Raw genomic sequence first — 26,975 nt, forward strand, 5'->3', positions numbered from 1 at the left:
GACACGACCAAATGCCCAATCACACTGCCGGACTAACCCCAGCCGACAGCCGATACCGAATAATCACCGGCTGCCCCGGCCTGATCGTCAGTCCTTTGCGATCAGCCAATGGGTGATCAACCGGCGGCGTCGCCACGCGCCCCAGATCAAAAAAGCTGTTCAGCGGCTCAACGCCCAACGCGTAATGCCGACCGGACCAAGGCGCAAAAGCGCGGCCACCGTTGCTGATCCACAGTAGGGCATCGGGCAACTGTTGGGTGTCCCAATCCAGCGTTACATCGGCTTGCCAGCCCGGATAACGCAATACAAATGGTGGCCGGCAGCCGCGCAGTTGTACCAGTTCTTCGGTGGCGTAGGGCAAGGGCAGGTGGGTGATATCAACTTCCCCTTGAATGCCGGGCAATGCGGCCAGGCTGCTGGCGCTGCGATCCGGTCTCAGCTTCGATACTTTCCATTCCGTGGGTTGCGGGTAGGTGTGGGCGCTTTCAATTTGGCAGGCCAGCACTTCTACGCCGCTGGCAGGCACCGCAAAAGTGGGGTGCAAGGCGACCGGGATTTGCGTTTCGTGGCGGGCATGGATGATGAGGGTGACGGTGATGGCGGCGCGTTCCGGGTCGACGCGTACTTCGCGTTCCAGTCGCGCAACGGCGTCATCGGCCGGGTAATTGATCGCAATGGTCAGGGTTTCATCGGTCTGATGCACCAGCTGCCATTCGTGATTCGCACCATAGCCGTGGTCAAACGGGTTGGTGTCGTTGGCCACCGGCCAAGACGGGTCAAGATGTTGCGGGGCCTGAGCCATGCCAAACGGTACACAGGGCCATTCGCCGCGTAACTGGCGTAATACGCCAGGCCATTGCGGGTCTGGCTTGTCGCCCCACGGCGCGATCTGCATCGGTTGAATGGCGCGGTCGTCTTCCAGGACAAAAGTGACCGGAGCCAGCATGCCGCCCAAGGCTTGCAAGGTGACGTCGCCCCACGCCCAATCGAGCGTCCAGCTGTCGGAGGTGGTCAATGCGGGTACGCCGTTCAGATCGCCCATGCGGCTTCCTCAATGGTGTAAGACATACGTTCGCCGGGCTGCAGATGAGCCAGTGGGGCGTGGGTTTCTATCTCAAAATACGGTTGATGCTGCGCGTTGAAGATTTCCAGCGGATGTCCGTGCGCAAATTCGGCCTGTTGCGGGATGTTGGAGCTGCGCTGATAGCAGAAGTTGCCTTCGGGCAGGGTAAGATCAGCCCAGATTTCACCCTTGTCGCTATCAAAGCCCACTTTGAACTGCACGGCTTCGTCACAGATGACTTCCGTGCGCTTGATGGCCGGGCGCAAGATGCCGTAGGCGGTCAGGTCCTGGATCGGGCCTTTATCCAGCAACGGTTGTACTGCCGAGAAAATCGCTTTGAATGAGTTGTCGCTTGCTGGTGCTCACAGCTTTTCCATGCACAAATAAACCGGTCAGATCGCCGCACAAATCGGCAACCTATGCCTTCACGCCGGCAAGGTAAAACTGAACTCATAAAAATGTTTGCCATCCACGATATTGATCGCCATTTCCCCGGTCAGTCCGACCAGTTCATCCGTCGCAGAATCCGGAACAACCGTCACTCGCAAGCTGGCCACGCCTCGCGCCATGCTTCCCGAGTGTTGCAGCACAAAACTGCCGTTGCGCCCGACCAGCGAGCCAGTCACTTGCTCAATCGCCACGTACCCGGCAGAACCTGCCGTATCGGTCATGGCGCTGAGCATTTCGCCCTTGCTGGTGGCGCTCAAGTCGCCATGAAACTGTTTGCTGATCCCCATGCGCCCCAAGCTGGCGCCAGCGGTCTTTTCTGACTGTGCCAGCGGGGTGAGGGTGACGTCGAAAGCGCCGTTGATTTGCGTTGCCATAAAACCGGTCCTGTTTAAGTGGTGCCAGCGTCTGACCGGCATGCAGACATACTAGTTGCTGGAGCCGTTTTTGCCTGCTGAACCGGGCCAGCCATGCCGCCACGTGGCTGCGTGGACTGGGGTGCGAGGCTTTTCGGTCATGTCGTACTTTTATGCACTTGCAATACTTTCGGGGCGCCAGTAAAAATTCATGCCATTGTCCGCTGCGGGCGCTCGCCAGTATCGACTAGCGAGCCAGGCAGGTGAACTGGCACGCGGTTTGCTCGTTCTGGCGATGTCAGACCATTGCATTAAAAGCGTCCAACTACGCGTAACGAACAACAAAATAGCAAAAAACAGAAACTTCCACTGATCCGCTTCAGGAGTGTTTGATGTCTCAGTCCGGCTGGCAACGACGTGATTTTCTCAAGCTGTTGGGCGCTGTGCCCGTAATGACTTCCTTGCCGTGGATTGCCGAAGCGGCGACTGGCCCGCGCCGGCCACCCATCGCCCGTGTCGAGCCCGTTACCGAGACGATCTGGGGCGAACAGGTCGTTGATGACTATCGCTGGATGGAAAACAGTGCCGACCCGGACTGGGTTCCGTACATGAAAGGTCAGGGTGCTTATGCGCGCAGCATGCTGGATGCGATTCCGGGGCGTGCTGCCTTGGGCAAGCGGCTGAACGCGCTGTCCAGCGGGGCGGAAGCGATCAGCATGGTGCAGCCCTCGGGTGGCCGGGTGTTCTTCAGCAAGCGTCCGCGCAACGGCGATAACTTCAAGTTGTATATGCGCGAAGAAGCGGGCGGCGAAGACAAATTGTTGATCGACCCGACCGCTATCAAGGTAGAAGGCTCACACGTTTCGCTGGATTGGTGGACGCCGTCACCCGACGGCAAGTTGATGGCGTATGGCTTGTCGCCAGCGGGCTCCGAGAATTCGACGCTTTATATTCTGGATATCGACAGCGGCAACCTGTTGCCGGAGAAAATCGACCGGGCACAAGAGGCTAATCCGCAGTGGTTGCCCGATAACTCCGGCTTCTTTTTTAATCGGCTGGCAGCAGGGCAGGCCAAGGGCTCAGTTGATTACTTCAAGAGCAGCGTGTCCTGGCTGCACCGCTTGCGCACCGATGCCAATCAGGACATCAAAATTCTGTCGGTGAATCAGTACCCGCAAGTGAAGTTTGAAGACCTCGATTTTCCGATGGTGTTTACTGATCCAGGCTCGGAATACGTGCTGGCTTGCCCGCAAGGCGGCGTGCGCCTGGCGAACGCGTGGTATAGCGCCAAACTGGCCGATGCCGTTGCTGGCAAACCGCAATGGCAGCAAGTCTGCGATATCGCGGACGAAGTAACTGGCGTTGCGCTGGTCGGCAATGATCTCTATTTGCTCAGCACCAAAGGCGCAGATAACGGCAAAGTGCTGCGAACCAGCGCGGCGGCGCCGGATATCGCCAGCGCACAGCTGGTAGTGCCTGCCAGCGATCTGGTTGTCCAGGCCATCGTTGCAGCAAAGGATGGTTTGTATGTCACTTTGCTGGATGGGGGTTACAACACGCTGCGCCGCATCGACCGCAACGGCAAGGCAGGCGATATTGCCTTGCCGTTTGAAGGCTCGCTGGATGGCGTTGGCGCAACTAGCGCCGAAGATGGCGCGTGGCTGATTGGCGCCAGCTGGCTCGTGCCATTTACCGTTTACCGCTACGACCCGGTAAGTGGCCAATGTGTTGATACTCACCTGATCGCCAAGCCGGACGTGGATTTATCCGGCTACGAGGCCGTGCGCACCTTCGCCGTGGCACGTGACGGCACCAAAGTGCCGCTGTCGATTGTCGCCAAAAAAGGGCTCAAGAAAGACGGCAAGAATCCGGCCCACGTCAGCGCCTACGGTTCTTATCAGATTGTGCAATCACCCTATTTCTCCACGCGCTTTATTGCGTTTCTGGAGCAGGGCGGCGTCATGGCCACGGCGCATGTGCGAGGCGGCGGCGAATACGGCAAACGCTGGTGGCAAGCGGGTAAGGGCTTGAACAAGCCCAACACCTGGCGCGATCTGATTGATTGCTGCGAGAAACTGATCAAAGACGGCTGGACCGATTCAAAGCATCTGGGCATTGAGGGCGGCTCCGCTGGCGGCATCACCGTGGGCCGCGCCATGACCGAACGCCCGGACCTGTTTGCAGTAGTGCTGTCTGACGTCGGCGCATCCAACACCTTGCGCGCGGAATTCTCGCCCAATGGGCCGCCCAATATCGACGAGTTTGGCACCATCAAGGATCACGACGGCTTTCTGGCGCTCAAACAGATGGATGCGGTGCATGCGGTGAAACAAGGCGTGAAATATCCATCCGTGCTGCTGACCACCGGCCTGAACGACCCGCGCGTCTCGCCATGGGAAGTCGCCAAGATGACTGCCACGCTGCAACGGGCGACCGCGTCTCATAATCCGGTGTTGCTGAAAGTGAACGTGGATGCCGGGCATGGTATCGGCTCCACCCGCACCCAGATTGATGATGATCTGGCCGATCAATACGCGTTCATTTTGTGGCGCACCGGCAAGAAAGGCTTCCAGCCGCATTGAGTTGAGTGAAACAGCCAGCGGCCAGTGATATGCAGATATCACTGGCCGCTGGCGTTTTGTGCTGGCCGTTGTGGCGCTTACAACTCAGGCCATTGCACGATCAGATCAGCTCGCGCCTGGGTGGCGGCGATACGCACGGCGTTGGGTTCATCGGTATTGGCCACCCAGTCTTTGGCTGCTTGCTCACTGCGGCCAAAATGCATGTGCCGTGCCGCCAGTCGCGAGCGACGCAGTTCGTCATCCACGCCGACGTACCAAGCTTCATCCAGCAGCGGGCGCACGCCTTGCCAGCCGCCGTTTTCCATCAGCAAATAATTGCCTTCAGTGATGATCAGCGGGATATCTGCGGCGACCGGAATCGCTCCGGCGATGGGTTCTTCGATCTCGCGGCGAAACAGCGGGGCGTAGACAGTTTCGTCTTTACCTTGCTGTTTGAGCCGCTGCAACAAAGCCACGTAGCCGTACATATCAAAGGTATCGGGCGCGCCTTTGCGACTGGCGCGGCCGAGCCGGGCGAGTTCGACATTGGCCAGATGATAGCCATCCATCGGCACCACAATCGCCCGCGCGCCTAGTTGTTCAGCCAGCGCCTGCGCGACTGTCGATTTGCCTGAACCCGGCGCCCCGGCGATGCCCAGAATTTTGCGCTGGCCGCTTTCCAGTAAAGCCAGTGCTCGTTGCAAATAAATATCCGGAACCATGGTCTGCGGCTGTCCTGTGTGGTTGAGGTCGGGTGATCGGGCGGTGCGGCCGACCGTGCGGTTAACGAGGGCGCGTGGCCCGATATCGTTATTTCACAACAGGCTCACGGCTGGTGCTCTGGATAGCGCTTTTGCCATCAAGGCGCAAAGACGCTCGCGAGAGTGAGCGGGCTCTGGGAATCAAACCCCGCCAGCACGCCGAAAAACGTGGTGAGGATAATACCTTGCTGGCCAGACCGGCAATGATCCCACGGTAGTATCGGTGGATAGCTGACAGCGGCTGCCGACGCAGGCGGGCAAAATGAACTCACGAATCTGCTTTTGCAGGAGTTCACCATGTTCCCGTCCGCCGTGATGCCAGTTGCTTATCCGCCCAGCGTGCCCGGTAATCCGCCACAGCCAGAACCGGCCGATCCGGATTTTCCGCAGCCCTTACCGCCGCAACCGATTCCGCCGCTGCCGATCCCGCCAGATCAACCTTTTCCGCATCCGCCCTTGAGCGATCCTTATCTACCAGTGCCGCCCGCGCCACAGCAAGAGCCGCCGCGTTCGCCGGACGAACCGGCAACCGATACGCCGTATTTTTCTGGCGTAACGCTGCACTGAGTTTGCCGAGGCACCCGCCCGCCCGCAGCTGGTGATTCCAACCACGTCGGATCAACTGCAATTTGCCGGAGGCATCATGTCGCTCTTTCTCACTCCCGCACTGGCTCTGAGCCTGATGACCGCATCGGCGATGGTTGATGCCGCGCAGAGCCAGTCGACTGACACCGCCGCCTCGCCCAGTGCGGCGGCGTCTCGCCAGGCCAAATTGTCGCAACAAGATGCATCGTTCATGGCCGAAGCGCAGCGCAGCAGCACGGCCGCCATTGCCATTAACCGAATGGCTTTGCAGCAAGCCGAAGCGCCGGCCATCAAAGCACTGGCCAGCAAGGTGGCTGAAGATCATGCGGTACTTGCGCAAAAACTCAAATTGCTGGCGCAGAGTAAAGGCAAACCGGCGGCCACTGAGCCAGACGCCGCCCAACGGCACGATCTGGAGCAACTATCCGGTTTGCAGGGCGATCACTTTGACGAAGCTTGGGTGAAGGTGCAGACCAAAGCTTGCCAGGATGCCGTGATTGCCTGGTCGCAAGAAGTGGCCAATGGCAGCGATCAGGATATCGTCAACTTCGCCCGGCAAACGCTGCCGACGCTGAAAGCGCAGCTGGAATATCTGCAAAAGTTGCCCGGCAAGGGCTAGCCGCGGGTACGCAACAATGGCGCTGGCATCCCAATCGAGCGCGAAAGCCGGTATTCTGAGAGCTTGTCTGCCTGTGAGAGCCATCATGCAAAAGCAATACAAAATCAACGCGGCGGATATCCGCACTCTTGTCACCGGCAAAGGCCTGTGTGTTGTCACTGATTTGATCGTGGTCGAAGGGCATCCGGTCGGTTATATGGTGCGCGAAGAACCGGAAGATGCTGACGACAGTGGCTGGCGCTTTTTCTCCGGCGCAGAAGACGACCGCTATCTGGATAACCCCAAACATTTCAGTCTGCTGGACGTGAACGTCGTCGCCAATTACGACCAGAGCATTATCGAGTTTCTGGACGCCCCGATTGGTGCATCTTTCGATAAAGACGATGGCGTGTTTTACGACGTCTCCGAAGACTAAACCTGCATGCCAACTTCACGTTCCGGGCTGAGCCTGCGGAAAATACCATGAGCCGTGTCGGTGGTTTGATGAAGGCCCGCCCGCGGCTGATGATCGCCATTGCGCTGGGCGTGCTGTTTTATCTGCTATGGCCCGGCGCAGTAACCGGGTTGACGCGGGCACTGGCCGCCTGGAACGTTACCGTCTGGGTTTACCTGGCCACGGTGTGGGCGATGATGATCAGGGCGGAGCCTGCAAGGATTCGCCAGATTGCCCAGGCGCAGGATGAAAACGCCGAAATTGTGCTGGCCGCCGTGGCATTGGCTTGCGTGGTGAGTCTTGTCACCATTCTGATTGAATTGGCCAGCGTCAAAAGTGCGTCGGGCATCCACCAATTCACCCGAATTGGTTTTACGGCCATTACGCTGGTGGGGGCGTGGTTGATGCTGCCCACTTCGTTTGCCATTCACTACGCGCATCAGTTTTATATCTGCGCCACGCATGACAAGAAGCCGGTGCTGTTTCCGGATAACCCCGCCGAACCCGCGTATTGGGATTTTCTGTACTTCTCGTTCACCATCGCGGTGGCTTGCCAGACCGCGGATGTTGCGGTGGGGGACAGCGCAACCCGGCGTGTCGTGCTGGCGCAATCGGTATTGGCGTTTGTTTTCAATCTGAGTGTGCTGGGTTTGTCGATCAATGTGGCGGCGGGCTTGCTGAACTGAGCGCCATTACGCTTGCATGCGTTGATATACGTTCGATATCCATTGACCTGTTTACCCATGACCACTTTCTGAAATGTTCGCTAGCGCTGATGGTGTTGATTCCTTTGCTGATGGCCGCACCGCTGGCCGCTGCGGAAACCACGGCGCACCATCATCACGATCACCACCCGGTGGATAAAACCATCCGCAAAACCAAGGCGTGGTTTCACCGCCATTTTTAGTGCGGCTGGCGAAGTGCGGCTGGCGAAGTGCGGCTGGCCAAGTGGGGCCGATGAATACACCGCTGGAAGGGCGAAAAACAAAACGGGCGCATAAAGCGCCCGTTTTGCATGGCAGGAAAGATCCCGACTTAGCCCGCAGCACTCAGCCGAGTGACGTTGGACGACTTGTCTTCACCAGCAAATTTGCGTGCATCTGCCAGCGATTCAATCTCACCCGAAATCATCCCGCCTGATTCAATCAGCAGCTTGCCATAACGGATGGTGCCTTTGACACGGCCAGTAGCGTGGATGATCAACTGCTCGCGTGCGGTCAGTTCACCTTCAAAGGTGCCGTGGACTTCGGCCACATCAATGCTCACCTTGCCCGAGAACGAGCCACCTTCGGCGATGCGGATAACGCGGCTATCCATGGTGGCTTCTACGCGGCCTTCAACTACCAGCGTGTCGCAATCCAGAATCTCGGCTCCGCGCAGTTTTACATCCGGGCCGACGATCAGCCGGTTGCCGCCGGTATCTGCAGTGGCGGCGGGTGCTACCGGTACCACTGCTTTGGTTGCCTGAACGCTGGCGGGTACGCCGTCAGGGCGCAGATTGTCACCGGCGGGTGGATAGGGTTGGCTGCTGCCCGCATCGGCGTGCGCGCTGCGATTGGTCAGGCTGCTCTGGTTTTTATTGAGGATGGGCGATTGTTGCTTCGACGAGAACATGGGTACTCCTTGGAATTACGTCAGAGGGTGCGCGAAATATCGGTATTTCCACGTCTACCCCTTCTAGTGCAATTGCCGTGCCACAATGAAAATATCTTTTATAAACAAATAGATGTTGTTTTTTGTTGATGCGAATTACGAAAATGTTGCTACCGCCTGTCGCCGTCAGGCGTCATGCCGTGCGCGGTAATCGGGCTGACGCCAGTGAAATCGGCTTTCTGGCCTGTCGCTGATAAACGACGCGTTTTAAGCGGGCCGGGCATTGCACTGCCGCTCACGCTCTTGGCAGACCGGCAAAACTTGCCGGGCATCCCATATGCATAAAAATTAAGTCGTTATAAATCAATGGTTTGTTTTCTGGCATACTTCCTGCTTCTGTGAGTCCAGTCACACACCTGGAAGCCTTTGGCCATGATGAGTTCGCTGGATAGCTATTTCCAAACACAGGAAACCGCCATGAAGTTGCGCGGGTACCGTCAGGAAGTGTTGTCGTCGAATATTGCCAACGGCGATACGCCGCAATACAAGGCTCGCGATTTCGATTTTTCGACCGCGTTCAAGTCGGCGCTGAGTGCTTCCCAGGTGAACGCCGGTACTTTGGCCGCAACCGATGCGCGCCATCTGCAACCGCAGGGCACTACAGACTTGTTTGCCCCGCAACTGCAGTACCGCAGCGAGGTCCAACCCTCGATTGATGGCAACACCGTAGATATGAATACCGAGATGCGCGATTTTGCGGATAACACGCTGCGCTACGAGGCTTCGATCACTTTTATGCAGAACCGGATGAGCACGATGCGCACTGCGCTGACGTCCGCATCGTCCTGACCGCGGAGCAACTAGATCATGTCTTTGTTCAGCACGTTTGATATCTCGGCTTCGGCCATGCAGGCGCAGTCGATGCGCTTGAATACGGTGGCCAGCAATCTGGCGAATGCCGAGTCGGCCACCAGTTCCAACGGCCAGCCGTACCGCGCCAAGCAAGTGGTGTTTCAGGCTACCCCGATCGGACCAGCTGGTGGCGTGGGCGTGAAAGTTGCTCAGGTGGTTGAAGACCAGACACCACCGCGTTTGATGTATGACCCACACAACCCGGTGGCCGATGCCAATGGTTACGTAGCCATGCCTAACGTGAATGTGGTTGAAGAAATGACCAATATGTTGTCGGCGTCGCGTTCTTATCAGACCAACGCCGATGTAATGAATACCGCCAAAACCCTGCTGCAGCGTACCTTGCAGCTCGCCACGGCCTGATTGAATAGCGGATTGAGGGAGTAGCCAGATGGCAACAACAGTAGGTAGCGGGTTTGATTTCAGCAAACTCAACGCTGCGCTTAGCGGTACATCCAGCACCAGCAGCGCCAGTGGTACTGCCTCGGGTTCGGCCGCTGGTTTGCAGGATCAGTTCATGCAGTTGCTAGTAGCGCAATTGCAGAATCAGGATCCAACCAATCCAATGGATAACTCGCAGATGACCTCGCAACTGGCGCAGATCAGCACTGTGAGTGGCGTGCAGCAGCTTAATCAGACCATGTCGTCGATGTCGTCGCTGTTCAGTTCCAGCCAGGCGTTGCAGTCCGCTGCGCTGATCGGCAAACAGGTCATGGCACCGACCAAGAGCTTTGCGTTTGACGGCACCACGCCGCTGCAAGCACAGATTGACGTGCCGGCCGGTACTTCGCAGATGCAGGTTTCAGTGGTGTCGCTAACCACTGGCCAGGTGGTTGATCAAATGACCAATACGCCAACTGCCGGGCAGATGAACGCAATCAACTGGGACGGCACGCTGTCCGATGGCACCAAGGCGCCAGCGGGTAACTACGCGATAGTGGCTTCTGGCATGAGTTCTTCCGGTGCGCAATCCACCCTCACGGTAGATGGCTGGCAAACCGCTACCAGCGTGATTCTGGGTAGTAGCGGCGTGCAAGTGCAGTTGGGCAATGGCTCAACAGTCAATCTGAGTGATGTCAAACAGATCAGCTAAGCCGCTTTAGCCGTGTTACTTGCAGTCACAAACGAATTAATCAGATAAGTCCGATAACGTGCCCGACAGGGCAGGCATGAATTGCCGCAAGGGCGGCAAGGATTGCCGGGGGAGAAAGCATGGGTTTTCAACAAGGTTTGAGCGGTCTGAACGCAGCGTCCAAGAACCTGGATGTCATTGGTAACAACATTGCCAATGCCAATACCGTGGGCTTCAAGGATTCGCGCGCAGAGTTCGCGGATATTTACGCATCTACCTTTGCTTCGTCCTCCAATGTGGCGGGGATCGGTACGCGGGTGATGAGCGTGGCCCAGCAGTTCGGCCAGGGCAACGTGGAAACCACCAGCAACCCGATGGATGTGGCTATTACCGGCAACGGGTTTTACCGCATGGTCAACGATGCCGGCACCGTGGCTTATGCCCGTAACGGCCAGTTCCAGCTGGATAATCAGGGCTACATCGTTAACGATGGCGAGCACCTGACTGGCTGGGCGGTCGACCCGGCATCCGGTCAGTTGATCAAGGGTGGCTCACCAGTGCCACTGCAAGTGCAAGTGGGCAACATTGGCGCGCGCGCCACCGGTTCTTCGGGGACGTCGTCTGCTGGTTTGCAGGTCGGCTCCATGAACCTGAACGCCGCTGCGCCCATTATCAGCCGTGCAGCCTCACCGGCTGGCGTTGGCCCGCTGAGTGTGACCGACCCGACCACGTTTACCAGCTCGACCACTGCTCAGGTGTATGACGCTCAGGGCGTGTCGCATAACCTGACCTTCTATTTCACCAAAGTGGCAACCAATCAGTGGGAAGTGCAAACGTCGTTTGACGGCGCTACCCCGGTGTCCACCGGCGCGCCAGCAGGCACTAATGGTTATTTGTCGTTTAACGGCAACGGTGCGCTTGATAGCACCGCAACCGTAACCGACCCGCTGACCGGCACCGCCGCCAGCAATGTTTCGGCATTCAATTTCACCACCAATCTGGTCGCACCTAACGGCGCAACCAGCCCGTTCGCGTTCAATGTCACCTTTCCGCAAGCCACCCAATACGGCAGCCCGTTTGTGGTGAATGCATTGAACCAGGATGGCTATGCCGACGGCACCTTGACCGGAATGTCGATTGGTAAAGACGGCACCATTCAAGGTAGCTACTCCAACGGCCAGACCAAAACAGTCGGCCAGATTGTGCTGGCCAACTTTGCCAACGTGCAGGGTCTGCAGCCACTGGGCAGCAATCTGTGGGCGCAGACTTTTGCATCGGGTCAGGCGCTGATTGGCGACCCAGGTACAGGTAGTCTGGGTTCGCTGCAATCATCGGCGGTAGAAGACTCCAACGTCGATCTGACCTCCGAACTGGTGAACCTGATTACCGCACAACGTAATTACCAGGCCAATTCGCAGACGATCAAGGCGCAAGACACCATCTTGCAAACCATTGTGAACATCTGACCGGTTTGAGTCTGAAGCGGTTGATTTGATACCTGCGTAACCAACAGAACACTGGCAAAAAGGCGGATGCAGCGCGATGGATAGACTGATTTATGTGGCCATGACGGGTGCCAAGCAATCGATGGAGCGCCAGGCAACCGTGGCTAACAACCTGGCCAATGCAGCAACGCCAGGTTTCAGGGCTGATCTGGATGCGTTCCGCGCCGTGCCGGTAGTGGGAGAGGGGGCGCAGACCCGCGCTTTTGTGGTTGCGCAAACTACTGGCGCTGATCTGTCAGCTGGCGTGATTCAAAGCACTGGTCGCGATATGGATGCGGCCATTGATGGCGATGGCTGGTTTACCGTGCAAACCGCCAGCGGTGAAGCCTATACCCGCAATGGCGGATTCGAGATTGATGCATCCGGCTTGCTCAAGACGCGTTCTGGTCAAGTGGTGCTGGGTGAAAACGGCCCGATCACGGTGCCGGACAATACCCGAATCAGCTTTGGTTCAGACGGCACCATCAGTGGTACGCCGCTCGACAACCCCGCGAGCACGACAGATCTGGGCCGTTTGAAGCTGGTGAATCCGGCGGGTAGCGACCTGACCAAAGGGGTAGACGGCCTGTTTCGCCAGCGTGACGGCACGCCTGCGCCCATCGATGACAACGTGAAAGTCGCACCCGATGCCTTGGAAAACAGCAATGTGAATACAGTGGATGAACTGGTGAACATGATCAGTTCGCAACGCCATTACGACATGCAGGTGCAGTTAATCCAGACGGCCGATACCAACGCCAAGGCCGTTGCATCGATTATCCAGTTTGCCAGTTGATGACTGGCATCCGTAGCCAGACCCAAAGCTAGACCCAAAGAACAGCAGCGCCGCTTACAACAAGGAAGAACACACCATGATGCGTTCACTGTGGATCGCCAAGACGGGCATGGATGCCATGCAAAACAACGTCGACGTGATCTCCAATAACCTGGCAAACGTCGCCACCAACGGCTTCAAGCGTGAACGGCCGATTTTTGAAGATTTGCTTTACCAGAACTTGCGGCAGCCGGGTGGCGCGACCAGTCAGACCACCAGTTTGCCAACCGGTCTGCAACTGGGTACCGGTGTACGCACAGTGGCTACGGCCCGTATCTTTCAACAAGGTAGTTTGCAGAACACCGAAGGTCAGCTTGATCTGGCCATCAACGGTGTCGGGTTCTTCCAGATCACCCAGCCGGACGGCACCACCGCTTACACGCGTGATGGTTCATTCCAGTTAGATAGCCAGGGTAACGTGGTCACCGCGGGTGGTGAGGCGTTGAATCCATCCATCCAGGTGCCCGCAGGTACGACCTCCGTCACCGTGGGTAAAGACGGTACGGTTTCGGCCATTGTGAATAACGCGGCGAATGCTCCGGTAACACTGGGTACCATCCAGCTGGCCACGTTTATCAATCCGGCCGGTTTGCAAGCCATTGGCGATAACCTGTTTCTGGAAACCAATGCCTCGGGCGCGCCGACTGCCGGGCAACCCGGCACCAACGGTTTGGGTGCGATCAACCAGGGTTATGTGGAAACGTCCAACGTCAACGTGACCGAAGAGTTGGTGAACATGATTCAGGCGCAGCGCGCGTATGAAATCAATTCCAAGGCAGTGACAACGTCTGACCAGATGTTGCAAAAGCTTGAGCAGATGTAATTGGTGATTAGCAGTTGGCAGTTGGCGGTAAAGGATTTGGCGGGTTTGATAGTGTGAAGTTGACTTGGCGCTACGCGGCGGCTGTCCGCGTAGTTGCAGATAACCAGGGTATGACCATGTATTTTCGTGTTTCTCAATTGGCTCGTCTGGTGCTGGCGATAGCAGTAATGTCGCTGGCCGCCTGCGCCGCCCTGCCGCCGTCTTCCATCGTCACCACCCCGACGACGGTGCGGCCAGAACCGGCGCTGCAGGCCAGTTACAACCAAGGCTCGATTTTTCAGGTTGCCAACTCGCGCCAGTTGTTTGAAGAACGCTCTGCCCGCCATATCGGCGATCTGCTGACCATTACCATTGCCGAAAACCTGTCGGCCACCAACAAGGTGGATACCTCGACCGATCGTAAAGGCTCGCTGGGTCTCACTGGCAGCGGCTCGATTCCTGGTATGCCGGGTTACCTGAAAGAGTTCATGGGCGCGAACCTTTCCACCAGCAACGACAACAATTTTGCGGGCAAGGGCGCCACCGACAACACCAACACCTTTACCGGGGCGATCTCGGCCACGGTGGTGGACGTGTTACCTAACGGCAATTTGCAGATTGGTGGGGAGAAGCAGATTGCCATCAATGGCCATATCAATACATTGCGCCTGACTGGCGTGGTGAATCCGACCGATATCCAGAGCGGCAATATCATTCCGTCCACCCGTGTGGCTGATGCGCGTATTGAACAATTGGGCGTGGGCGCGATGGCAGACGCCACCACCATGGGTTGGCTGCAGCGTATCTTTTTGAGTGTGATGCCGTACTAACAGAAGTCGCAGGGTGCGCATTGATGCGCACCGCCACTGAACGTGTTCGCAGGTAAAGCCTGCAAACCCTACATATTGGCAATGAAGATGAAGCGCTCATCATGAAACAAAAATTCATTCGTTTTTTTGCCGTTACCGCGCTGGCTTTGCTGGCGGGCGTGGCGCAAGCCGACAAAGTGCGTGATATCGCCACCATTGCTGGCGTGCGGCCCAACCAGTTGGTGGGTTATGGCCTGGTAACGGGCCTTGACGGCAGTGGTGACCAGACCACGCAAACGCCGTTTACCGTGCAATCGGTGATCAACATGCTGAACAACCTGGGCGTGCAAGTGCCCAGCGGCGGTAATCTGCAATTGAAGAACGTGGCGGCGGTGACCATTACCGCCAATCTGCCCGCGTTTTCCCGTCCTGGCCAACCGCTGGATGTCACGGTTTCGTCGATGGGTAATGCCAAATCGCTGCGCGGCGGCACTCTGATCATGGCGCCGCTCAAAGGGGTGGACGGGCAAATCTACGCCATGGCGCAAGGTAACGTGGTTGTGGCGGGCGCAGGTGCTTCGGCGGCGGGTTCGACCACGCAGATCAACCAGTTGGCAACCGGGCGTATTCCCGGCGGTGCCACGGTGGAGCGCGCCGTACCCGGCGGTGTGGGGCAGGGCGCTTTTGTGCAGCTGGAATTGCTGCAAACCGACTTCACGACTGCCAGTAATCTGGTCAACGCCATCAATGGCCAGTTTGGTCCGATTGCCTCGGCACAAGATGGCCGGGTGATTCAGGTGCGCGCGCCCGAAGACAGCAATCAGCGCGTTGCATTTTTGTCTCGGCTGGAAGGGCTGGATGTGACTCCGGCTGATGTTGCCGCCAAAGTCATCATCAACGCCCGCACCGGCTCAATCGTGATGAACCAGGCGGTGCAGGTTGATCCGTGTGCCGTGGCGCATGGCAACCTCACCGTGACCATTAACGCCATCAATACCATCAGCCAGCCTGCGCCATTGGCTAACGGTCGCACTGTGCGCAATCAGAATGCCGATATCCAGATCGAGGCGGACAAAGGCGGCATTGTGCGCCTGCCCAAAGCGTCCAACCTGCGTGACGTGGTTCGGGCTTTAAATGCGGTGGGCGCTACGCCGCAAGACTTGCTGGCGATCCTCCAGGCCATGAAGGCAGCCGGCAGTCTGAAGGCTGATCTGGAAGTGATTTGATGGTGTGGCACAGGGATTGCTTTTAATAGAGCGATTCCTTGCTGAAGCGGCACCATGACGTTAAACACCCCGGCTACTCGTACCAACACCGCCCAGTCGCTGGCCAGTGACCCGAACAGTGTCAACCAGCTGCGTCAGGTCGCGCTCAATTCGCCCAAAGACGGGGTGAAAGCGGTGGCGCAGCAGTTTGAAGCATTGCTGATGCAGCAGATGCTCAAATCCATGCGCGACGCCACGCCGCAGTACGACACGCTCTCTACTTCGCCCGCAACCAACATGTTTCGCAGTATGTACGACGAGCAGTTGGCGTCGAGCATGTCTCGCCATGGCGGCATTGGTCTGGCCGACTCTATCGCCCGCCAGATCAGCATCCTGCAAGACCCGTCGTTGCTGAAACAGCCTGCGCACACTCCGCCGAATCCGTTTTCCGCCAGTACCCTGACGGCAAAAACTGCGGGCGATGCGGCAAAAGATGCCGCTGAGGGCGGCAAGGCCACGTCGTTCATCGACAAAATCGGCGCGGCGGCAAAATCCGCCAGTGCTGCGCTCGGGGTTTCGCCGCATGTGCTGGTGGCACAAGCTGCTTTGGAAACCGGCTGGGGCCACAAGCCGCTGACCGACGCTGCCGGTAATGACACCCACAACCTGTTTGGCGTGAAGGCGGGCAAGGATTGGCAAGGCAAGACGGCAGATGTCACCACCACCGAATATGTAAATGGCGTGGCACAAAAGAAAACCGAGACTTTCCGCTCGTATGACTCTTATGCCGACGCCATGAGCGACTACGCCAGTTTGATCAAACGCCGCTTCGGTGATGCGGTGGGTCAGGGGGGTGACGCCAAGAGCTACGGCACCGCGCTGCAAGCCAAAGGCTATGCCACTGATCCGGCGTATGCCGGCAAGCTGGCACTGGTGGCGGCGCGGGTGCAAAGACAGATGGGCAGTGATGCCTGATTTTCAGGCGATGACGTTGGCTTGAATCGCTTGAATTGATGAAGAAAAAGTCAAGAAACGGCGCAAGTGGCCGATATCCAGAAAAGGGTTGCAGCTGCGGGTTTAGCCAGCCGCAACCAAAGTAACGGAGCAGGACAATGAGTGTTTTCAGTATTGGCGTATCAGGGCTGAATGCGGCGAATCTGGGCTTGAGTACCACCGGCCACAATATCGCCAACGCAAACACGCCTGGCTATTCGCGCCAGAGTATCCAGCAAAGTGCGCCTTATCCTCAGCAAACCGGTAGCGGTTTTGTCGGGATGGGTGTGCAGGTGGATACCATTTCGCGGGCGTACGACCAGTTTCTGACCAAAAATCTGCAGACCGCGCAGTCGCAGAGCAGCTATTTCTCGACCTATCTGAGCAACTTGCAGAGCGTTGATAACATCGTGGCGGACCCGACCGCCGGGGTGTCGCCTGCGTTGCAGAACTTCTTTACCTCCGTGCAGGCGGTGACCAGCAATCCGGCGGATTCGCCTTCGCGCACCGCCATGCTGACCAGCGCGCAAACACTGGTGTCCAGCTTCAAGACTTTCAACGATCAGCTGGCGCAGAGCGCGCAGACCGTGAATGGGCAGATTAGCGATACGGTGAACAGCATTAATGCCATCACCTCGCAAATTGCCACACTGAACACCCAAATCGCCGTGCTGAGCGCTTCCGGTCAGCCGCCTAACGATTTGATGGATCAGCGCGACCAACAGTTGCTGCAACTGAACAAGTACGTGAAGGCCCAGACCACGACCCAGACCGATGGCACCGTAAACGTGTTTATCGGTAATGGCCAGAACGTGGTGGTGGGCGGGACTTCGTTCCAGCTGGCCGCAGTGCAGTCGCCAAGCAATCCGCAAAATATTTCGGTGGCGTACAAGCAGAACAACAACACCGTGTATCTGCCGGACAGCCAGTTGGCGGGCGGCAGTTTGCAAGGCTTGCTGGATTTCCGGAACAACTCGCTGACGCTGGCGCAAAACACCCTTAACCTGACCGCGATTGGTCTGGCACAGACCATGAACGCGCAACAGCGTGCCGGTCAGGATTTGAACGGCAATATTGGCCAGAATCTGTTCAGCATGCCGAGCGCGAGCAGCTTCAGCACCACGCTCAATGGCGTGAACGTGAATGTCAGCCTGCCATCGACCTCAGCGCCAACGCCATTGTCGGATTTCTCACTGGCATATGACTCGGTCTCCGGCAATTACACGCTGACCCGCGCCACGGATCAATCCTCGCAGACCATTACTGCGGCGCAAATGACTGCCGGTTTCACTGCGCTGGGTGTGACACTGCAATCGGGCGCCACGCCGGCCGCCAGCGGCACGGGTACTTTTTCGTTCCCGCCTGCACTGGGCAGCATCAATAGCAGCACGTTCAATACGGGCACTGGTCAACTCACCGGCTATATCAGCGATGTGACCAAACTGACCACCAGCAACTACAGCTTTGCCTATGACGGCACCAACAACCAGTATGTGATGACGCGGTTGTCTGATAACACCAAGAGTGTGTTCACACCCGCACAAGTGGCCGCAGGCCCGGTCGGGATGGATGGTGTTGCGGTGAGCATTGCCAGCGGCACCATGAATTCAGGCGACAGCTTTAATATCCAGCCGGTGAATAATCTGGTTGCGGGCTTGGGTGTTGCGATTACCGACCCTTCGTTGGTGGCAGCAGCCGCACCGATTACCGCGAAGTCGAACCCGGCCAATACCGGTTCGGTGACGCTGACGCAACCAACGGTAGATAAACCCTCTACTTCGACCATTAGCGGCGCACTGAATCCGGCGCTGCAAAATCCGGTGACGCTTAATTTCACCTCGGCCACTACCTTTACGCTGACCGATTCGGTGACCGGCGTGACCAGCCCGGCGCAGACTTACACCGCCGGGATGACGGTGAGCGACAACGGCTGGAATATGGTGCTGAACGGTGTGCCGGCCGCGGGCGACTCGATCACCATCGGCAAAAATATTAACGGCACTTCGGATAACCGTAACGCGTTGGCAATGGGCGCGCTGCAAACAAGCAAGATACTGATGAATGGTACCGTGACTTATCAAGATGCCTACAGCAATATGGTGTCGACGATCGGGACGCAAACCAATCAGGCGCAAGTGATGTCGACGGCGCAAACCGCCGTACTGACTCAGGCGCAGACCGCACGTGATTCGTTGTCTGCAGTGAATATGGATGAAGAAGCATCCAATCTGTTGCGCTATCAGCAGGCTTACCAGGCAGCGAGCAAGGTGATCCAGATTGCGCAAGAGGCGTTTCAGTCGATCATGAACATCAGCTAGGTCTGGCTGTTGTGTAGTGTTTTTATATTTGTTTAATGTGTTATTTGCAGTGCCTGGTTATGCCAGGTGAAAAGAGCCGGGAGTTTGGTCATGCGTATTGCGACAACCACCATCTACAATCTGAACACTCAGAGCCTGAATGATCTGACCTATCAGCAAAACCAGTTGCAGCAGCAACTGTCGACAGGTCGCAGCATTCTGACTCCGGCAGATGATCCGATTGGTTCGGCACGCTTGCTCAATGTGACCCAGGCTCAGGACATAACCACCCAGTACACCACCAATGCGCAATCCGCTGATTCGGCATTGCAGTTGCAAGGCTCCACCCTGCAGCAGGTGATTACCGCGGTTCAGAATATCCAGTCGCTGGCAGTGCAGGCCGGTAACGCGTCGCAGACTGCCGCAGACAAACAATCGATTAACGCCCAATTGGTCAGCAACTACCAGCAGTTGATGGCGCTGGCCAATACCACCGATGGCAGCGGCCAGTATCTGTTCTCGGGCTTCAAGGGCAATGTGAAGCCGTTTACCGAGGCTTCATTTGGTAACGTGACCTATAACGGCGATCAGGGGCAACGGCAGGTACAGATTTCTGCTTCGCGCAATTTGCCGACGTCGCTGGACGGGTCTGGCGTGTTCCAGCAGATCAAGAATGGCAACGGCACGTTTACCACTAGCGCCGCTACCGCCAATACCGGCAATGCGCTGGTAGGTGCCGGGACCGTACTGGACAAGAGCAAGTGGAACAGCACCGCCAACGACCAGAATTTCAATATCACTTTCCAGACTGTCCCCAACGCGACCGATCCGTCGGCGCCGCCCACGGTGAGTTATGACATCGTGGATAACCGTGCCACTTTGCCCAACGGCACCGCCAACCCCAATTACAACGTCTCGATGATTGACGGGTACAACTACACCACGTCTGGCGCCCGCGCCGGGGCGTATCCGCGTGCTTATTCTGACGGTGGTGACATCCAGTTGTCGGCGCAGCCTGGTGATCCGGGTACAGCGCCAGTCCCTAATTGGGACTTTGGCGCCAGCGTAAACATGACCGGCACGCCGAAGGCTGGCGACAGTTTCAATATTGCCGCCAGTACCAATCAGGACGTGTTTACCACGATTGCTGATTTCTCCAGTGCTTTGACCAACTACACCACCGACACCACCGGCAAGGGGCAGGCGGCGTTCCAGAATCAGCTCAATGGCGTGATTTCGGCGATGTCCAACGTACTGAACAATATGGTGAAGGTGAATGCCAGTGTCGGCGCCTGGCAAAACGAATCGACCCAGCAGCAAACCACCAATGGCAATCTGAATCTGGCTTATAGCTCGACCATTGCCGACCTCGATGGCCTGGATTACGCCAAGGCGATCAGCGATTTCACGCAAAATCAGACGACGCTGGAAGCTGCGCGCCAGACATTCTCCAAGGTGGCTGGATTGAGCTTGTTCCAGTACATCTCCTGATCAGATGCGGCGATCACGTCAGTCACCAAAAACGGACTCTGCAGAGTCCGTTTTTTATTTCTGCCTGCCATGTGATGTGTCGGTGAGCACTGTGGACGTGTTCTAATATCGCCCCATGAGCAAAGTTAAAACTCTTTACGTCTGTCAGTCCTGCGGTGGCACCTCGCCTAAATGGCAAGGCCAATGTCCGCATTGCGGCGACTGGAATTCACTGACCGAGGCGGTTGCAGAAGCCAAAGCACCAGCGCGGTTTCAATCGCTGGCCGCAGATGGCGCCATTCGGCAATTGTCCGATGTTGAAGCGGTCGATCTGCCGCGCACGCCCACCGGCATGGCGGAGCTGGATCGCGTGCTGGGTGGTGGCCTGGTGCCCGGCGGCGTGGTGCTGATTGGCGGCGATCCAGGCATCGGCAAATCCACCTTGCTGTTGCAAGCGTTGACGCAGATGTCGGGTAGCGAGCGGGTGTTGTATGTCAGCGGTGAAGAGTCCGCTGAGCAGATTGCCCTGCGTGCCAAGCGCCTACAGCTGGCGACCGGGCCCGTAGGGCTGTTCCCGGAAATCAATCTGGAAAAGATTCTGGCCACGCTGGAGCGCGAAAAACCACAGGTGGTGGTGATTGACTCGATCCAGACCGTTTATTCAGACGCGCTGACCTCGGCGCCCGGTAGCGTGGCGCAGGTGCGTGAGTGTTCCGCACAATTGACCCGCGCCGCCAAACGCTCCGGCATCAGCATCTTGCTGGTGGGGCACGTGACCAAGGAGGGCGCGCTGGCTGGCCCGCGCGTGCTGGAACATATCGTCGATGCCGTCTTGTATTTTGAAGGCGATACGCATTCGAGCTTCCGGCTGATTCGGGCAATCAAGAACCGGTTTGGCGCGGTCAATGAACTTGGCGTGTTTGCCATGACGGATCGGGGCCTGAAAGAGGTCACTAATCCATCCGCATTGTTCCTTAGCCAGCATCGCGAACCGGTGGCTGGTTCTTGCGTGTTAGTGACGCAAGAAGGCACGCGGCCGATGCTGGTTGAAATCCAGGCGCTGGTCGATGACACCCACGCGCCACAGCCACGGCGGCTGGCGGTGGGGATCGAGCAAAACCGGCTGGCCTTGTTGCTAGCGGTTTTGCATCGCCACGCGGGCATCGCCGTGTTTGATCAGGACGTGTTCATCAATGCGGTGGGTGGTGTGCGCATCAACGAGCCTGCAGCTGATCTGGCGGTGCTGGTGGCCATTGTGTCATCGCTCAAAAACCGGCCGCTGCAGGAAAAACTGGTCGTGTTCGGTGAAGTGGGTCTGGCGGGCGAAGTGCGGCCGGTGCAGCGTGGCCAGGAGCGGCTGCGCGAGGCTGCCAAGCTGGGCTTCACCCACGCTATCGTGCCGCATGCCAATCGCCCGCGTCAGCCAATAGAAGGTATGACCGTGACCGCAGTTGAGCGGCTGGCTGATGCCATGAACGCAGCGTTATAAGTGGTTTTATGGCGACTTGAAATCGCCAGCGATGGCCTCATAGTATTTTTGTATCAGACCGAACGGTCATAATTGATTGGGATTTTGCGAGCGCATCCGTTAGCATAGTCGTCAGTAAACCGGTGGCCTGTGCTGCCGGTGGTTCATTTTCTGACATAGATACCGCATCGTTACCCGCATTTGTTCTGGAGAATCCAATGAGCGAACACATCTCGTACGTTACCGACGCCTCTTTTGACGCTGAAGTTCTGAAATCGCAAACCCCAGTGCTGGTTGATTACTGGGCCGAGTGGTGTGGTCCTTGCAAGATGATCGCTCCGATTCTGGACGAAGTTGCTGGCGAATACGCTGGCAAGCTCAAAGTTGCCAAGCTCAACATCGACGAAAACCAGGGTACACCGCCGAAGTACGGCATCCGAGGTATTCCTACGCTTATGCTGTTCCAGGGTGGCGAAGTAAAAGCGACCAAAGTGGGCGCGTTGTCCAAGTCGCAACTGACCGCGTTTCTTGACAGCAATCTGTAATTATTGAACCGGCCAAAAACTCATCTGGCCGGTTGCGTATTGATTGCGCAACACCAGCGACGCCCACGCGTCGCTGGTTGCTTGACAGTGTAATTTAATGCCGTATACCCTTACGGCGTTTACTGCGTGTGCTGGAGTCCTTCCGCCACACTGATATCAGAATTCCAAGAATTACGTCTCTCCCTATTCCCCATATTTTCTAGCTTGTACAGCAACGGCCCAATCGCATGCATTTGTCCGATCTAAAACATCACCACGTCTCAGCTCTTGTCGAGATGGCCATCGCCAACGAAATTGAAGGCGCCAGTCGTCTGCGCAAGCAGGACTTGATCTTTGCACTGCTGAAAAACCAGGGCAGAAAAGGGGAGAGCATTTTCGGCGATGGCACGCTGGAAGTTCTGCCAGATGGCTTCGGTTTCTTGCGTAGCCCGGATACTTCCTATCTGGCTGGCCCGGATGACATTTACGTCAGTCCGTCGCAGATCCGCCGCTTCAATCTGCACACTGGCGATACGGTTGAAGGTGAAATCCGTACGCCGAAAGATGGCGAGCGTTACTTTGCGCTGGTTAAAGTCGACAAGGTCAACGGCGAACCGCCAGAAAATGCCAAGCACAAGATTCTGTTCGAAAACCTGACTCCGCTGTTTCCAACGCGCCGTCTGGAGCTGGAACGCGACATCAAGGCCGAAGAGAATGTGACCGGCCGTATTATTGATTTGATCGCGCCGATTGGCCGTGGTCAGCGTGGTTTGCTGGTGGCGCCGCCTAAATCCGGTAAAACCGTGATGCTGCAAAACATTGCGCACGCCATCACCTCCAATCACCCCGACGTGGTGATGATTGTGTTGTTGATCGACGAACGTCCAGAAGAAGTGACCGAAATGCAGCGCTCGGTGAAGGGCGAGGTTGTGTCCTCCACCTTTGACGAGCCAGCTACACGCCACGTGCAAGTGGCTGAAATGGTCATCGAAAAAGCCAAGCGTCTGGTTGAGCACAAAAAAGATGTGGTGATTCTGCTGGATTCGATCACCCGTCTGGCTCGCGCCTACAACACCGTGGTACCAGCCTCTGGCAAGGTGCTGACCGGTGGTGTCGACGCCAATGCCCTGCAACGTCCAAAACGCTTCTTTGGCGCCGCCCGTAATATCGAAGAAGGCGGCAGTCTGACCATTATCGCCACAGCGCTGATCGATACCGGCTCGCGCATGGACGATGTGATCTACGAAGAGTTCAAGGGTACCGGTAACATGGAAATCCACCTTGACCGTCGCATGGCGGAAAAGCGGACTTTCCCGGCTATCAACATCAACCGTTCCGGCACGCGCCGCGAAGAGTTGTTGATCCCGCAAGAACAACTGCAAAAGATCTGGGTACTGCGCAAGTTGCTGTATCCAATGGATGATCTGGAAGCGATGGAGTTCTTGCAAGACAAGATCAAAGCCACAAAGAACAACGCCAATTTCTTCGACTCCATGCGTCGTTGATTGCACCGCATAAAACCGCGCTGACTACGTTACGCCCCCTTGCCGTACTTGTAGTACTGTCTGCGGGGCCGCGTCTTGTCAGCGCGATTTTCTGCGATGCCTTCATATTTGCTGGTAAAACCCCCTGGCCAGAAAATGCCGAGGCGGTTGCTGCCAGTATTTGCGGCGGCTTTCCTTGCGGTAAGTGGCTGTATCTGGAATAATGCGCGTTTTGCGTCGGCACAACCCCGGCGCGCTCATGTCAAAGGAAATGAAAATGAAAGACGGTATCCATCCCGAGTACAAAGAAGTCATCTTTTTTGATGCAAGCGTTGATTTCAAGTTTCTGACGCGCTCCACACTGACCGCTCGCGGCCAGGAAACCATGAAGTGGACCGACGGCAAGGACTATCCAGTTGTTCGTCTGGACGTTTCTTCCGAATCGCACCCGTTCTACACCGGCAAGCAAAAAGTGCTGGATACTGCAGGTCGTGTCGAGAAGTTCCGTCAGAAATACTCCATGTACACCAGCAACAAGGGCTAATCCAGCGCTTGTGTTCTGTGTACCGCAAAAAAGGCAGCTCTTCGAGGCTGCCTTTTTTGTCTCTGTCATCCCCACGCATTGCCAGTTAGAATCGCCGCATGCTTACCTACGTCCCTGAAACCGAACGCGAACAACCGCTCCCGCCTGGGCAAAGTCCCTGGCAGTTGTTGTTGCTGTGTCTTGTGTGGTTGTTGCCTGGCCTGATCGGGCATGACCCGTGGAAGCCGGCTGAGCTGGAAACCGCCGCCGTCATCCAGCGTTTTCTGGATGGGCAGCATTGGTCGCTGCCGTGGTACGGCGATAGCGCCTATCTCATCCATGGCCCGCTTTACTACTGGACGGCCGCAATACTGGCCTGGCCATTATCCCGGATGGGGTTGGCTGTGCACGACGCAGCACGCCTTGTTACGGGCGTGTGGATGGCCCTGGCCATGTGGGGGCTGGGTCTGGCTGGTCGTGAGCTCTACGGGCGTCGCCAGGGCCGTGTGGCGGTCATGGCGTTGATCGGCAGTATCGGGCTCATTGTGTGGGGGCATCATTTGTCCCCCGATGTGATTTTGCTGTTCAGTTTTGCCTGGCAACTGTATGCGCTGGCTTGGGCGTTAAGGCAGCCGGTGCAGGGCGGGCTATTGCTGGGGATGTCCTGGTTGGTTCTGCTGCTGGGAGCGTCCTGGGGCGAGTTCTTACTCAGTCTGGTCACCGCTATGTCTCTGGTGGCTTTCCGCCCATGGCGGCGCCCGTGGTATCTAGCCACGCTGTTAACTGCCCTGGTCACCGCTGTGCCGCTCGGGTTGATTTGGGTGGTGGATCTCTATCAGTTCAGCCCGCCCGCGTTTCGGGTCTGGCTTAACTATTACGCATTTGGCGCATTTGGGGGGCTGGCTGCTTGGCAATCCTTCCACACCTTCGGTTTTTTCTTTTCAATCGTGTTGTGGTTTGCCTGGCCGGTTCTGCCGTTGGGTGTCTGGGGTGCCTGGTCCAACAAGGCTGAGTGGCGTTCGCCGAAACTGGCGCTACCGATAATGGCTTTGTTGTTGAACGCGTGCTGGCTGGCTCTGGCGGGCGATTTGATCGGCGAGTCGTCCTTGCTGATCGTACTTCCAGCTCTGTCTTTATTGACCACGGTGGGGATCGATCGCTTGCGGCGCGGCGCGGCTGCGGCGCTCAACTGGTTTGGCATCATGACTTTTGGGGTTGGTACCTTTTTGTTGTGGTGTGCGTGGCTGGTTATCCAGACCGGAACACCCAGCAGCTGGGCCAGAACTTTGCTTGAGGCTAGCCCGGCGTGGCACCCGCACGTTGCGGTGATTGGGCTGGTATTTACGCTGGCAATCTCAGCGACATGGTGCTGGGTGCTGCTACGCAAGCGCTCGCTGGGACGCCTTGCGATCACCAATTGGGCGTGTGGCGTCACACTATTGTGGGGTGCATTGATTGGCTTGTGGCAGCCGTGGCTGGATGCTTCAAAGAGCTATCGTCCGGTGGTTGCTGCTTTGCAGGTGGCAATTAACTCGCAAAAACCGGGATGCATTGATGGATCGTTGATATCCGACTCAATGGCCGCTTCGATTGATTATTTTTCGGATATGCCGCTGCAACGGCGTGAGGTTGATGGTTGCCGCCTGCAGTTGTTGTCGGGTGATCCGCCGCCGGGTTCTATGGTGTTATGGGATGGCGCGCGCCCAGGAGAGCGGCATGAGCATTTCTATCTGATTGATAAAACCCATTCTGCCACTCAGTAGAGCCAGCGCTTGGCAGCAGTTACTACCCATAAAAAAGACCAGCAACTTGCTGGTCTTTTTTATGGGTAGTAACTGTAACGTTACGAGTGTTGCGGGTGATGATCTTCTTTTTTGATGGTGTCCGGATCAACAGCGTTCATCACATTGCGACGAACAAACAAGAAGATATACACCGCCATCACCAGAATGAATCCAATCGTGAACAGGCTCAACAGGCCAATATCAGAAAAAAACAGCGTTTCCCAAGGGGTGTTTTCCATGATGTGACTCCTGCCAGGACGAATTTGTAATGACACGATCATGGCGGGTCGGCGCTGAGTTGATATTGACGACAGTCAATTTGTTGCGGTCACAAATACCGAAATGTCATATTTTCGGCAAAGCGGTTTGCCGCTGTTTCAGTCACGAAAGTTCTGGAATTGCACCGGATAGTCAGTTACCGCTTTGCGCACCAGCGCGATACATTCCTGCAGCAGATCACGCTTGGCGCCAGAGACGCGTACTTCATCGCCTTGAATCGCGGCCTGGACTTTGAGTTTGGAGTCCTTGATCAGCTTGACGATCTTCTTGGCTTCTTCACCGCTGATGCCGGTACGCACGGTGATCGCTTGTTTGACCTTGTTGCCGGATACCTTCTCGCTCTTGGCTTCATCCAGGCAGCGAATGTCCACGCCGCGCTTGGTCAGTTTGGCGGTGAGAATGTCTTTCACTTGATCGAGCTGGAAGTCGTTATCGGCAAACAAGGTCAGCACCTTCTCTGCCTGGTCTACACGCGCATCCGAGCCTTTGAAGTCAAAGCGGGTGCTCACTTCTTTGTTGGTTTGTTCCAGCGCATTGCGCACTTCAACGTCATTAACTTCAGAAACAATATCGAATGAGGGCATGGGATTCTCCTGCTAAATAATTCGGGGGTTGC

At 56.8% G+C, this 26,975-nt stretch carries 29 protein-coding genes; 22 read left to right on the forward strand and 7 right to left on the reverse strand.

Annotated features, from left to right (window positions below; all coding sequences use genetic code 11):
* Nucleotides 1–19: 19 nt before the first annotated feature.
* From P4L78_RS13185 to P4L78_RS13195, 3 genes are all read right to left on the reverse strand, one after another.
* Nucleotides 20–1,042, reverse strand: coding sequence for a hypothetical protein (locus P4L78_RS13185; protein ID WP_309328475.1), 1,023 nt, complete (start codon nucleotides 1,040–1,042; stop codon nucleotides 20–22).
* Nucleotides 1,030–1,374: a hypothetical protein gene (locus P4L78_RS13190; RefSeq protein ID WP_283149906.1), complete on the reverse strand. Its 345-nt coding sequence runs from the start codon at nucleotides 1,372–1,374 to the stop codon at nucleotides 1,030–1,032. The genes P4L78_RS13185 and P4L78_RS13190 overlap by 13 nt, the downstream gene beginning before the upstream one ends.
* Nucleotides 1,375–1,488: 114 nt before the next feature.
* Nucleotides 1,489–1,887 carry a DUF3224 domain-containing protein gene (locus tag P4L78_RS13195; protein WP_309328476.1) on the reverse strand — a complete coding sequence of 133 codons (399 nt, stop codon included), beginning with the start codon at nucleotides 1,885–1,887 and terminating at the stop codon, nucleotides 1,489–1,491.
* Between the two features lie 371 nt (nucleotides 1,888–2,258).
* Here P4L78_RS13195 and P4L78_RS13200 point away from each other — a divergent pair, with 371 nt between their 5' ends.
* Entirely contained in the window at nucleotides 2,259–4,448 is a 2,190-nt protein-coding gene (locus tag P4L78_RS13200; RefSeq protein WP_309328477.1) for a prolyl oligopeptidase family serine peptidase, read from the forward strand.
* 77 nt (nucleotides 4,449–4,525) lie between these two features.
* Here the strand turns inward: P4L78_RS13200 and P4L78_RS13205 are convergent, their stop codons facing one another.
* On the reverse strand, nucleotides 4,526–5,149 hold the full coding sequence (locus P4L78_RS13205) for a nucleoside/nucleotide kinase family protein (RefSeq protein WP_283149903.1): 624 nt from the start codon (nucleotides 5,147–5,149) through the stop codon (nucleotides 4,526–4,528).
* A 336-nt stretch (nucleotides 5,150–5,485) separates the two neighbouring features.
* Here P4L78_RS13205 and P4L78_RS13210 point away from each other — a divergent pair, with 336 nt between their 5' ends.
* The 5 genes from P4L78_RS13210 to P4L78_RS13230 all read left to right on the forward strand — a co-directional run bounded on the left by P4L78_RS13210 (nucleotide 5,486) and on the right by P4L78_RS13230 (nucleotide 7,732).
* Nucleotides 5,486–5,755 (forward strand): hypothetical protein, encoded by a 270-nt coding sequence (locus P4L78_RS13210; protein WP_283149902.1) that lies wholly within the window; start codon nucleotides 5,486–5,488, stop codon nucleotides 5,753–5,755.
* A gap of 76 nt (nucleotides 5,756–5,831) precedes the next feature.
* Complete coding sequence (locus P4L78_RS13215) at nucleotides 5,832–6,392, forward strand: DUF4142 domain-containing protein (protein ID WP_309328478.1); 561 nt, start codon at nucleotides 5,832–5,834, stop codon at nucleotides 6,390–6,392.
* A gap of 85 nt (nucleotides 6,393–6,477) precedes the next feature.
* Nucleotides 6,478–6,807, forward strand: a complete 330-nt coding sequence (locus P4L78_RS13220) for a DUF2185 domain-containing protein (protein WP_283149900.1) — start codon at nucleotides 6,478–6,480, stop codon at nucleotides 6,805–6,807.
* Nucleotides 6,808–6,854: 47 nt separating this feature from the next.
* Nucleotides 6,855–7,511: a DUF1345 domain-containing protein gene (locus tag P4L78_RS13225; RefSeq protein ID WP_283149899.1), complete on the forward strand. Its 657-nt coding sequence runs from the start codon at nucleotides 6,855–6,857 to the stop codon at nucleotides 7,509–7,511.
* 89 nt (nucleotides 7,512–7,600) lie between these two features.
* The gene (locus P4L78_RS13230) at nucleotides 7,601–7,732 is read left to right on the forward strand and encodes a hypothetical protein (protein ID WP_309328479.1); all 132 of its coding nucleotides are present in this window, start codon (nucleotides 7,601–7,603) and stop codon (nucleotides 7,730–7,732) included.
* Nucleotides 7,733–7,860: 128 nt separating this feature from the next.
* On the opposite strand, the gene P4L78_RS13235 is transcribed toward P4L78_RS13230, so the two are convergent.
* Nucleotides 7,861–8,439, reverse strand: coding sequence for a polymer-forming cytoskeletal protein (locus P4L78_RS13235; protein WP_283149897.1), 579 nt, complete (start codon nucleotides 8,437–8,439; stop codon nucleotides 7,861–7,863).
* 414 nt (nucleotides 8,440–8,853) lie between these two features.
* Between P4L78_RS13235 and flgB the strand changes: the two genes are divergently transcribed.
* The 16 genes from flgB to P4L78_RS13315 all read left to right on the forward strand — a co-directional run bounded on the left by flgB (nucleotide 8,854) and on the right by P4L78_RS13315 (nucleotide 26,059).
* The gene (gene flgB / locus P4L78_RS13240) at nucleotides 8,854–9,267 is read left to right on the forward strand and encodes a flagellar basal body rod protein FlgB (RefSeq protein ID WP_309328645.1); all 414 of its coding nucleotides are present in this window, start codon (nucleotides 8,854–8,856) and stop codon (nucleotides 9,265–9,267) included.
* A gap of 18 nt (nucleotides 9,268–9,285) precedes the next feature.
* Complete coding sequence (flgC, locus tag P4L78_RS13245) at nucleotides 9,286–9,693, forward strand: flagellar basal body rod protein FlgC (RefSeq protein WP_283149895.1); 408 nt, start codon at nucleotides 9,286–9,288, stop codon at nucleotides 9,691–9,693.
* 28 nt (nucleotides 9,694–9,721) lie between these two features.
* A complete protein-coding gene (locus P4L78_RS13250) occupies nucleotides 9,722–10,423 on the forward strand; it encodes a flagellar hook assembly protein FlgD (protein ID WP_283149894.1) in 702 nt (233 codons plus the stop codon).
* A gap of 119 nt (nucleotides 10,424–10,542) precedes the next feature.
* Nucleotides 10,543–11,868: a flagellar hook protein FlgE gene (flgE, locus tag P4L78_RS13255; RefSeq protein ID WP_283149893.1), complete on the forward strand. Its 1,326-nt coding sequence runs from the start codon at nucleotides 10,543–10,545 to the stop codon at nucleotides 11,866–11,868.
* Nucleotides 11,869–11,944: 76 nt separating this feature from the next.
* On the forward strand, nucleotides 11,945–12,682 hold the full coding sequence (gene flgF / locus P4L78_RS13260; protein ID WP_283149892.1) for a flagellar basal-body rod protein FlgF: 738 nt from the start codon (nucleotides 11,945–11,947) through the stop codon (nucleotides 12,680–12,682).
* A 76-nt stretch (nucleotides 12,683–12,758) separates the two neighbouring features.
* Nucleotides 12,759–13,544: a flagellar basal-body rod protein FlgG gene (flgG, locus tag P4L78_RS13265; RefSeq protein ID WP_283149891.1), complete on the forward strand. Its 786-nt coding sequence runs from the start codon at nucleotides 12,759–12,761 to the stop codon at nucleotides 13,542–13,544.
* A 53-nt stretch (nucleotides 13,545–13,597) separates the two neighbouring features.
* Nucleotides 13,598–14,353, forward strand: a complete 756-nt coding sequence (locus P4L78_RS13270) for a flagellar basal body L-ring protein FlgH (protein WP_283149890.1) — start codon at nucleotides 13,598–13,600, stop codon at nucleotides 14,351–14,353.
* Nucleotides 14,354–14,454: 101 nt separating this feature from the next.
* Nucleotides 14,455–15,558 carry a flagellar basal body P-ring protein FlgI gene (locus tag P4L78_RS13275; protein ID WP_283149889.1) on the forward strand — a complete coding sequence of 368 codons (1,104 nt, stop codon included), beginning with the start codon at nucleotides 14,455–14,457 and terminating at the stop codon, nucleotides 15,556–15,558.
* 54 nt (nucleotides 15,559–15,612) lie between these two features.
* Nucleotides 15,613–16,512, forward strand: a complete 900-nt coding sequence (gene flgJ / locus P4L78_RS13280) for a flagellar assembly peptidoglycan hydrolase FlgJ (protein WP_309328480.1) — start codon at nucleotides 15,613–15,615, stop codon at nucleotides 16,510–16,512.
* A gap of 137 nt (nucleotides 16,513–16,649) precedes the next feature.
* Nucleotides 16,650–18,848: a flagellar hook-associated protein FlgK gene (gene flgK / locus P4L78_RS13285; protein ID WP_309328481.1), complete on the forward strand. Its 2,199-nt coding sequence runs from the start codon at nucleotides 16,650–16,652 to the stop codon at nucleotides 18,846–18,848.
* 90 nt (nucleotides 18,849–18,938) lie between these two features.
* The gene (gene flgL, locus P4L78_RS13290; RefSeq protein ID WP_283149886.1) at nucleotides 18,939–20,318 is read left to right on the forward strand and encodes a flagellar hook-associated protein FlgL; all 1,380 of its coding nucleotides are present in this window, start codon (nucleotides 18,939–18,941) and stop codon (nucleotides 20,316–20,318) included.
* Between the two features lie 115 nt (nucleotides 20,319–20,433).
* Complete coding sequence (gene radA, locus P4L78_RS13295) at nucleotides 20,434–21,786, forward strand: DNA repair protein RadA (protein WP_283149885.1); 1,353 nt, start codon at nucleotides 20,434–20,436, stop codon at nucleotides 21,784–21,786.
* A 197-nt stretch (nucleotides 21,787–21,983) separates the two neighbouring features.
* Nucleotides 21,984–22,310 carry a thioredoxin TrxA gene (gene trxA / locus P4L78_RS13300; RefSeq protein ID WP_283149884.1) on the forward strand — a complete coding sequence of 109 codons (327 nt, stop codon included), beginning with the start codon at nucleotides 21,984–21,986 and terminating at the stop codon, nucleotides 22,308–22,310.
* A gap of 227 nt (nucleotides 22,311–22,537) precedes the next feature.
* Entirely contained in the window at nucleotides 22,538–23,794 is a 1,257-nt protein-coding gene (gene rho / locus P4L78_RS13305; RefSeq protein WP_283149883.1) for a transcription termination factor Rho, read from the forward strand.
* A gap of 256 nt (nucleotides 23,795–24,050) precedes the next feature.
* The gene (locus tag P4L78_RS13310) at nucleotides 24,051–24,317 is read left to right on the forward strand and encodes a type B 50S ribosomal protein L31 (RefSeq protein WP_283149882.1); all 267 of its coding nucleotides are present in this window, start codon (nucleotides 24,051–24,053) and stop codon (nucleotides 24,315–24,317) included.
* Between the two features lie 98 nt (nucleotides 24,318–24,415).
* The gene (locus tag P4L78_RS13315; RefSeq protein ID WP_309328482.1) at nucleotides 24,416–26,059 is read left to right on the forward strand and encodes a glycosyltransferase family 39 protein; all 1,644 of its coding nucleotides are present in this window, start codon (nucleotides 24,416–24,418) and stop codon (nucleotides 26,057–26,059) included.
* 80 nt (nucleotides 26,060–26,139) lie between these two features.
* On the opposite strand, the gene P4L78_RS13320 is transcribed toward P4L78_RS13315, so the two are convergent.
* Together P4L78_RS13320 and P4L78_RS13325 are read right to left on the reverse strand one after the other, a co-directional pair.
* Entirely contained in the window at nucleotides 26,140–26,319 is a 180-nt protein-coding gene (locus tag P4L78_RS13320) for a DUF3149 domain-containing protein (RefSeq protein ID WP_283149880.1), read from the reverse strand.
* Nucleotides 26,320–26,457: 138 nt separating this feature from the next.
* Nucleotides 26,458–26,943 (reverse strand): YajQ family cyclic di-GMP-binding protein, encoded by a 486-nt coding sequence (locus P4L78_RS13325; protein ID WP_309328483.1) that lies wholly within the window; start codon nucleotides 26,941–26,943, stop codon nucleotides 26,458–26,460.
* Nucleotides 26,944–26,975 lie beyond the last annotated feature (32 nt).

This window comes from Silvimonas sp. (genome assembly GCF_031291215.1).
GTDB lineage: Bacteria > Pseudomonadota > Gammaproteobacteria > Burkholderiales > Chitinibacteraceae > Silvimonas > Silvimonas soli.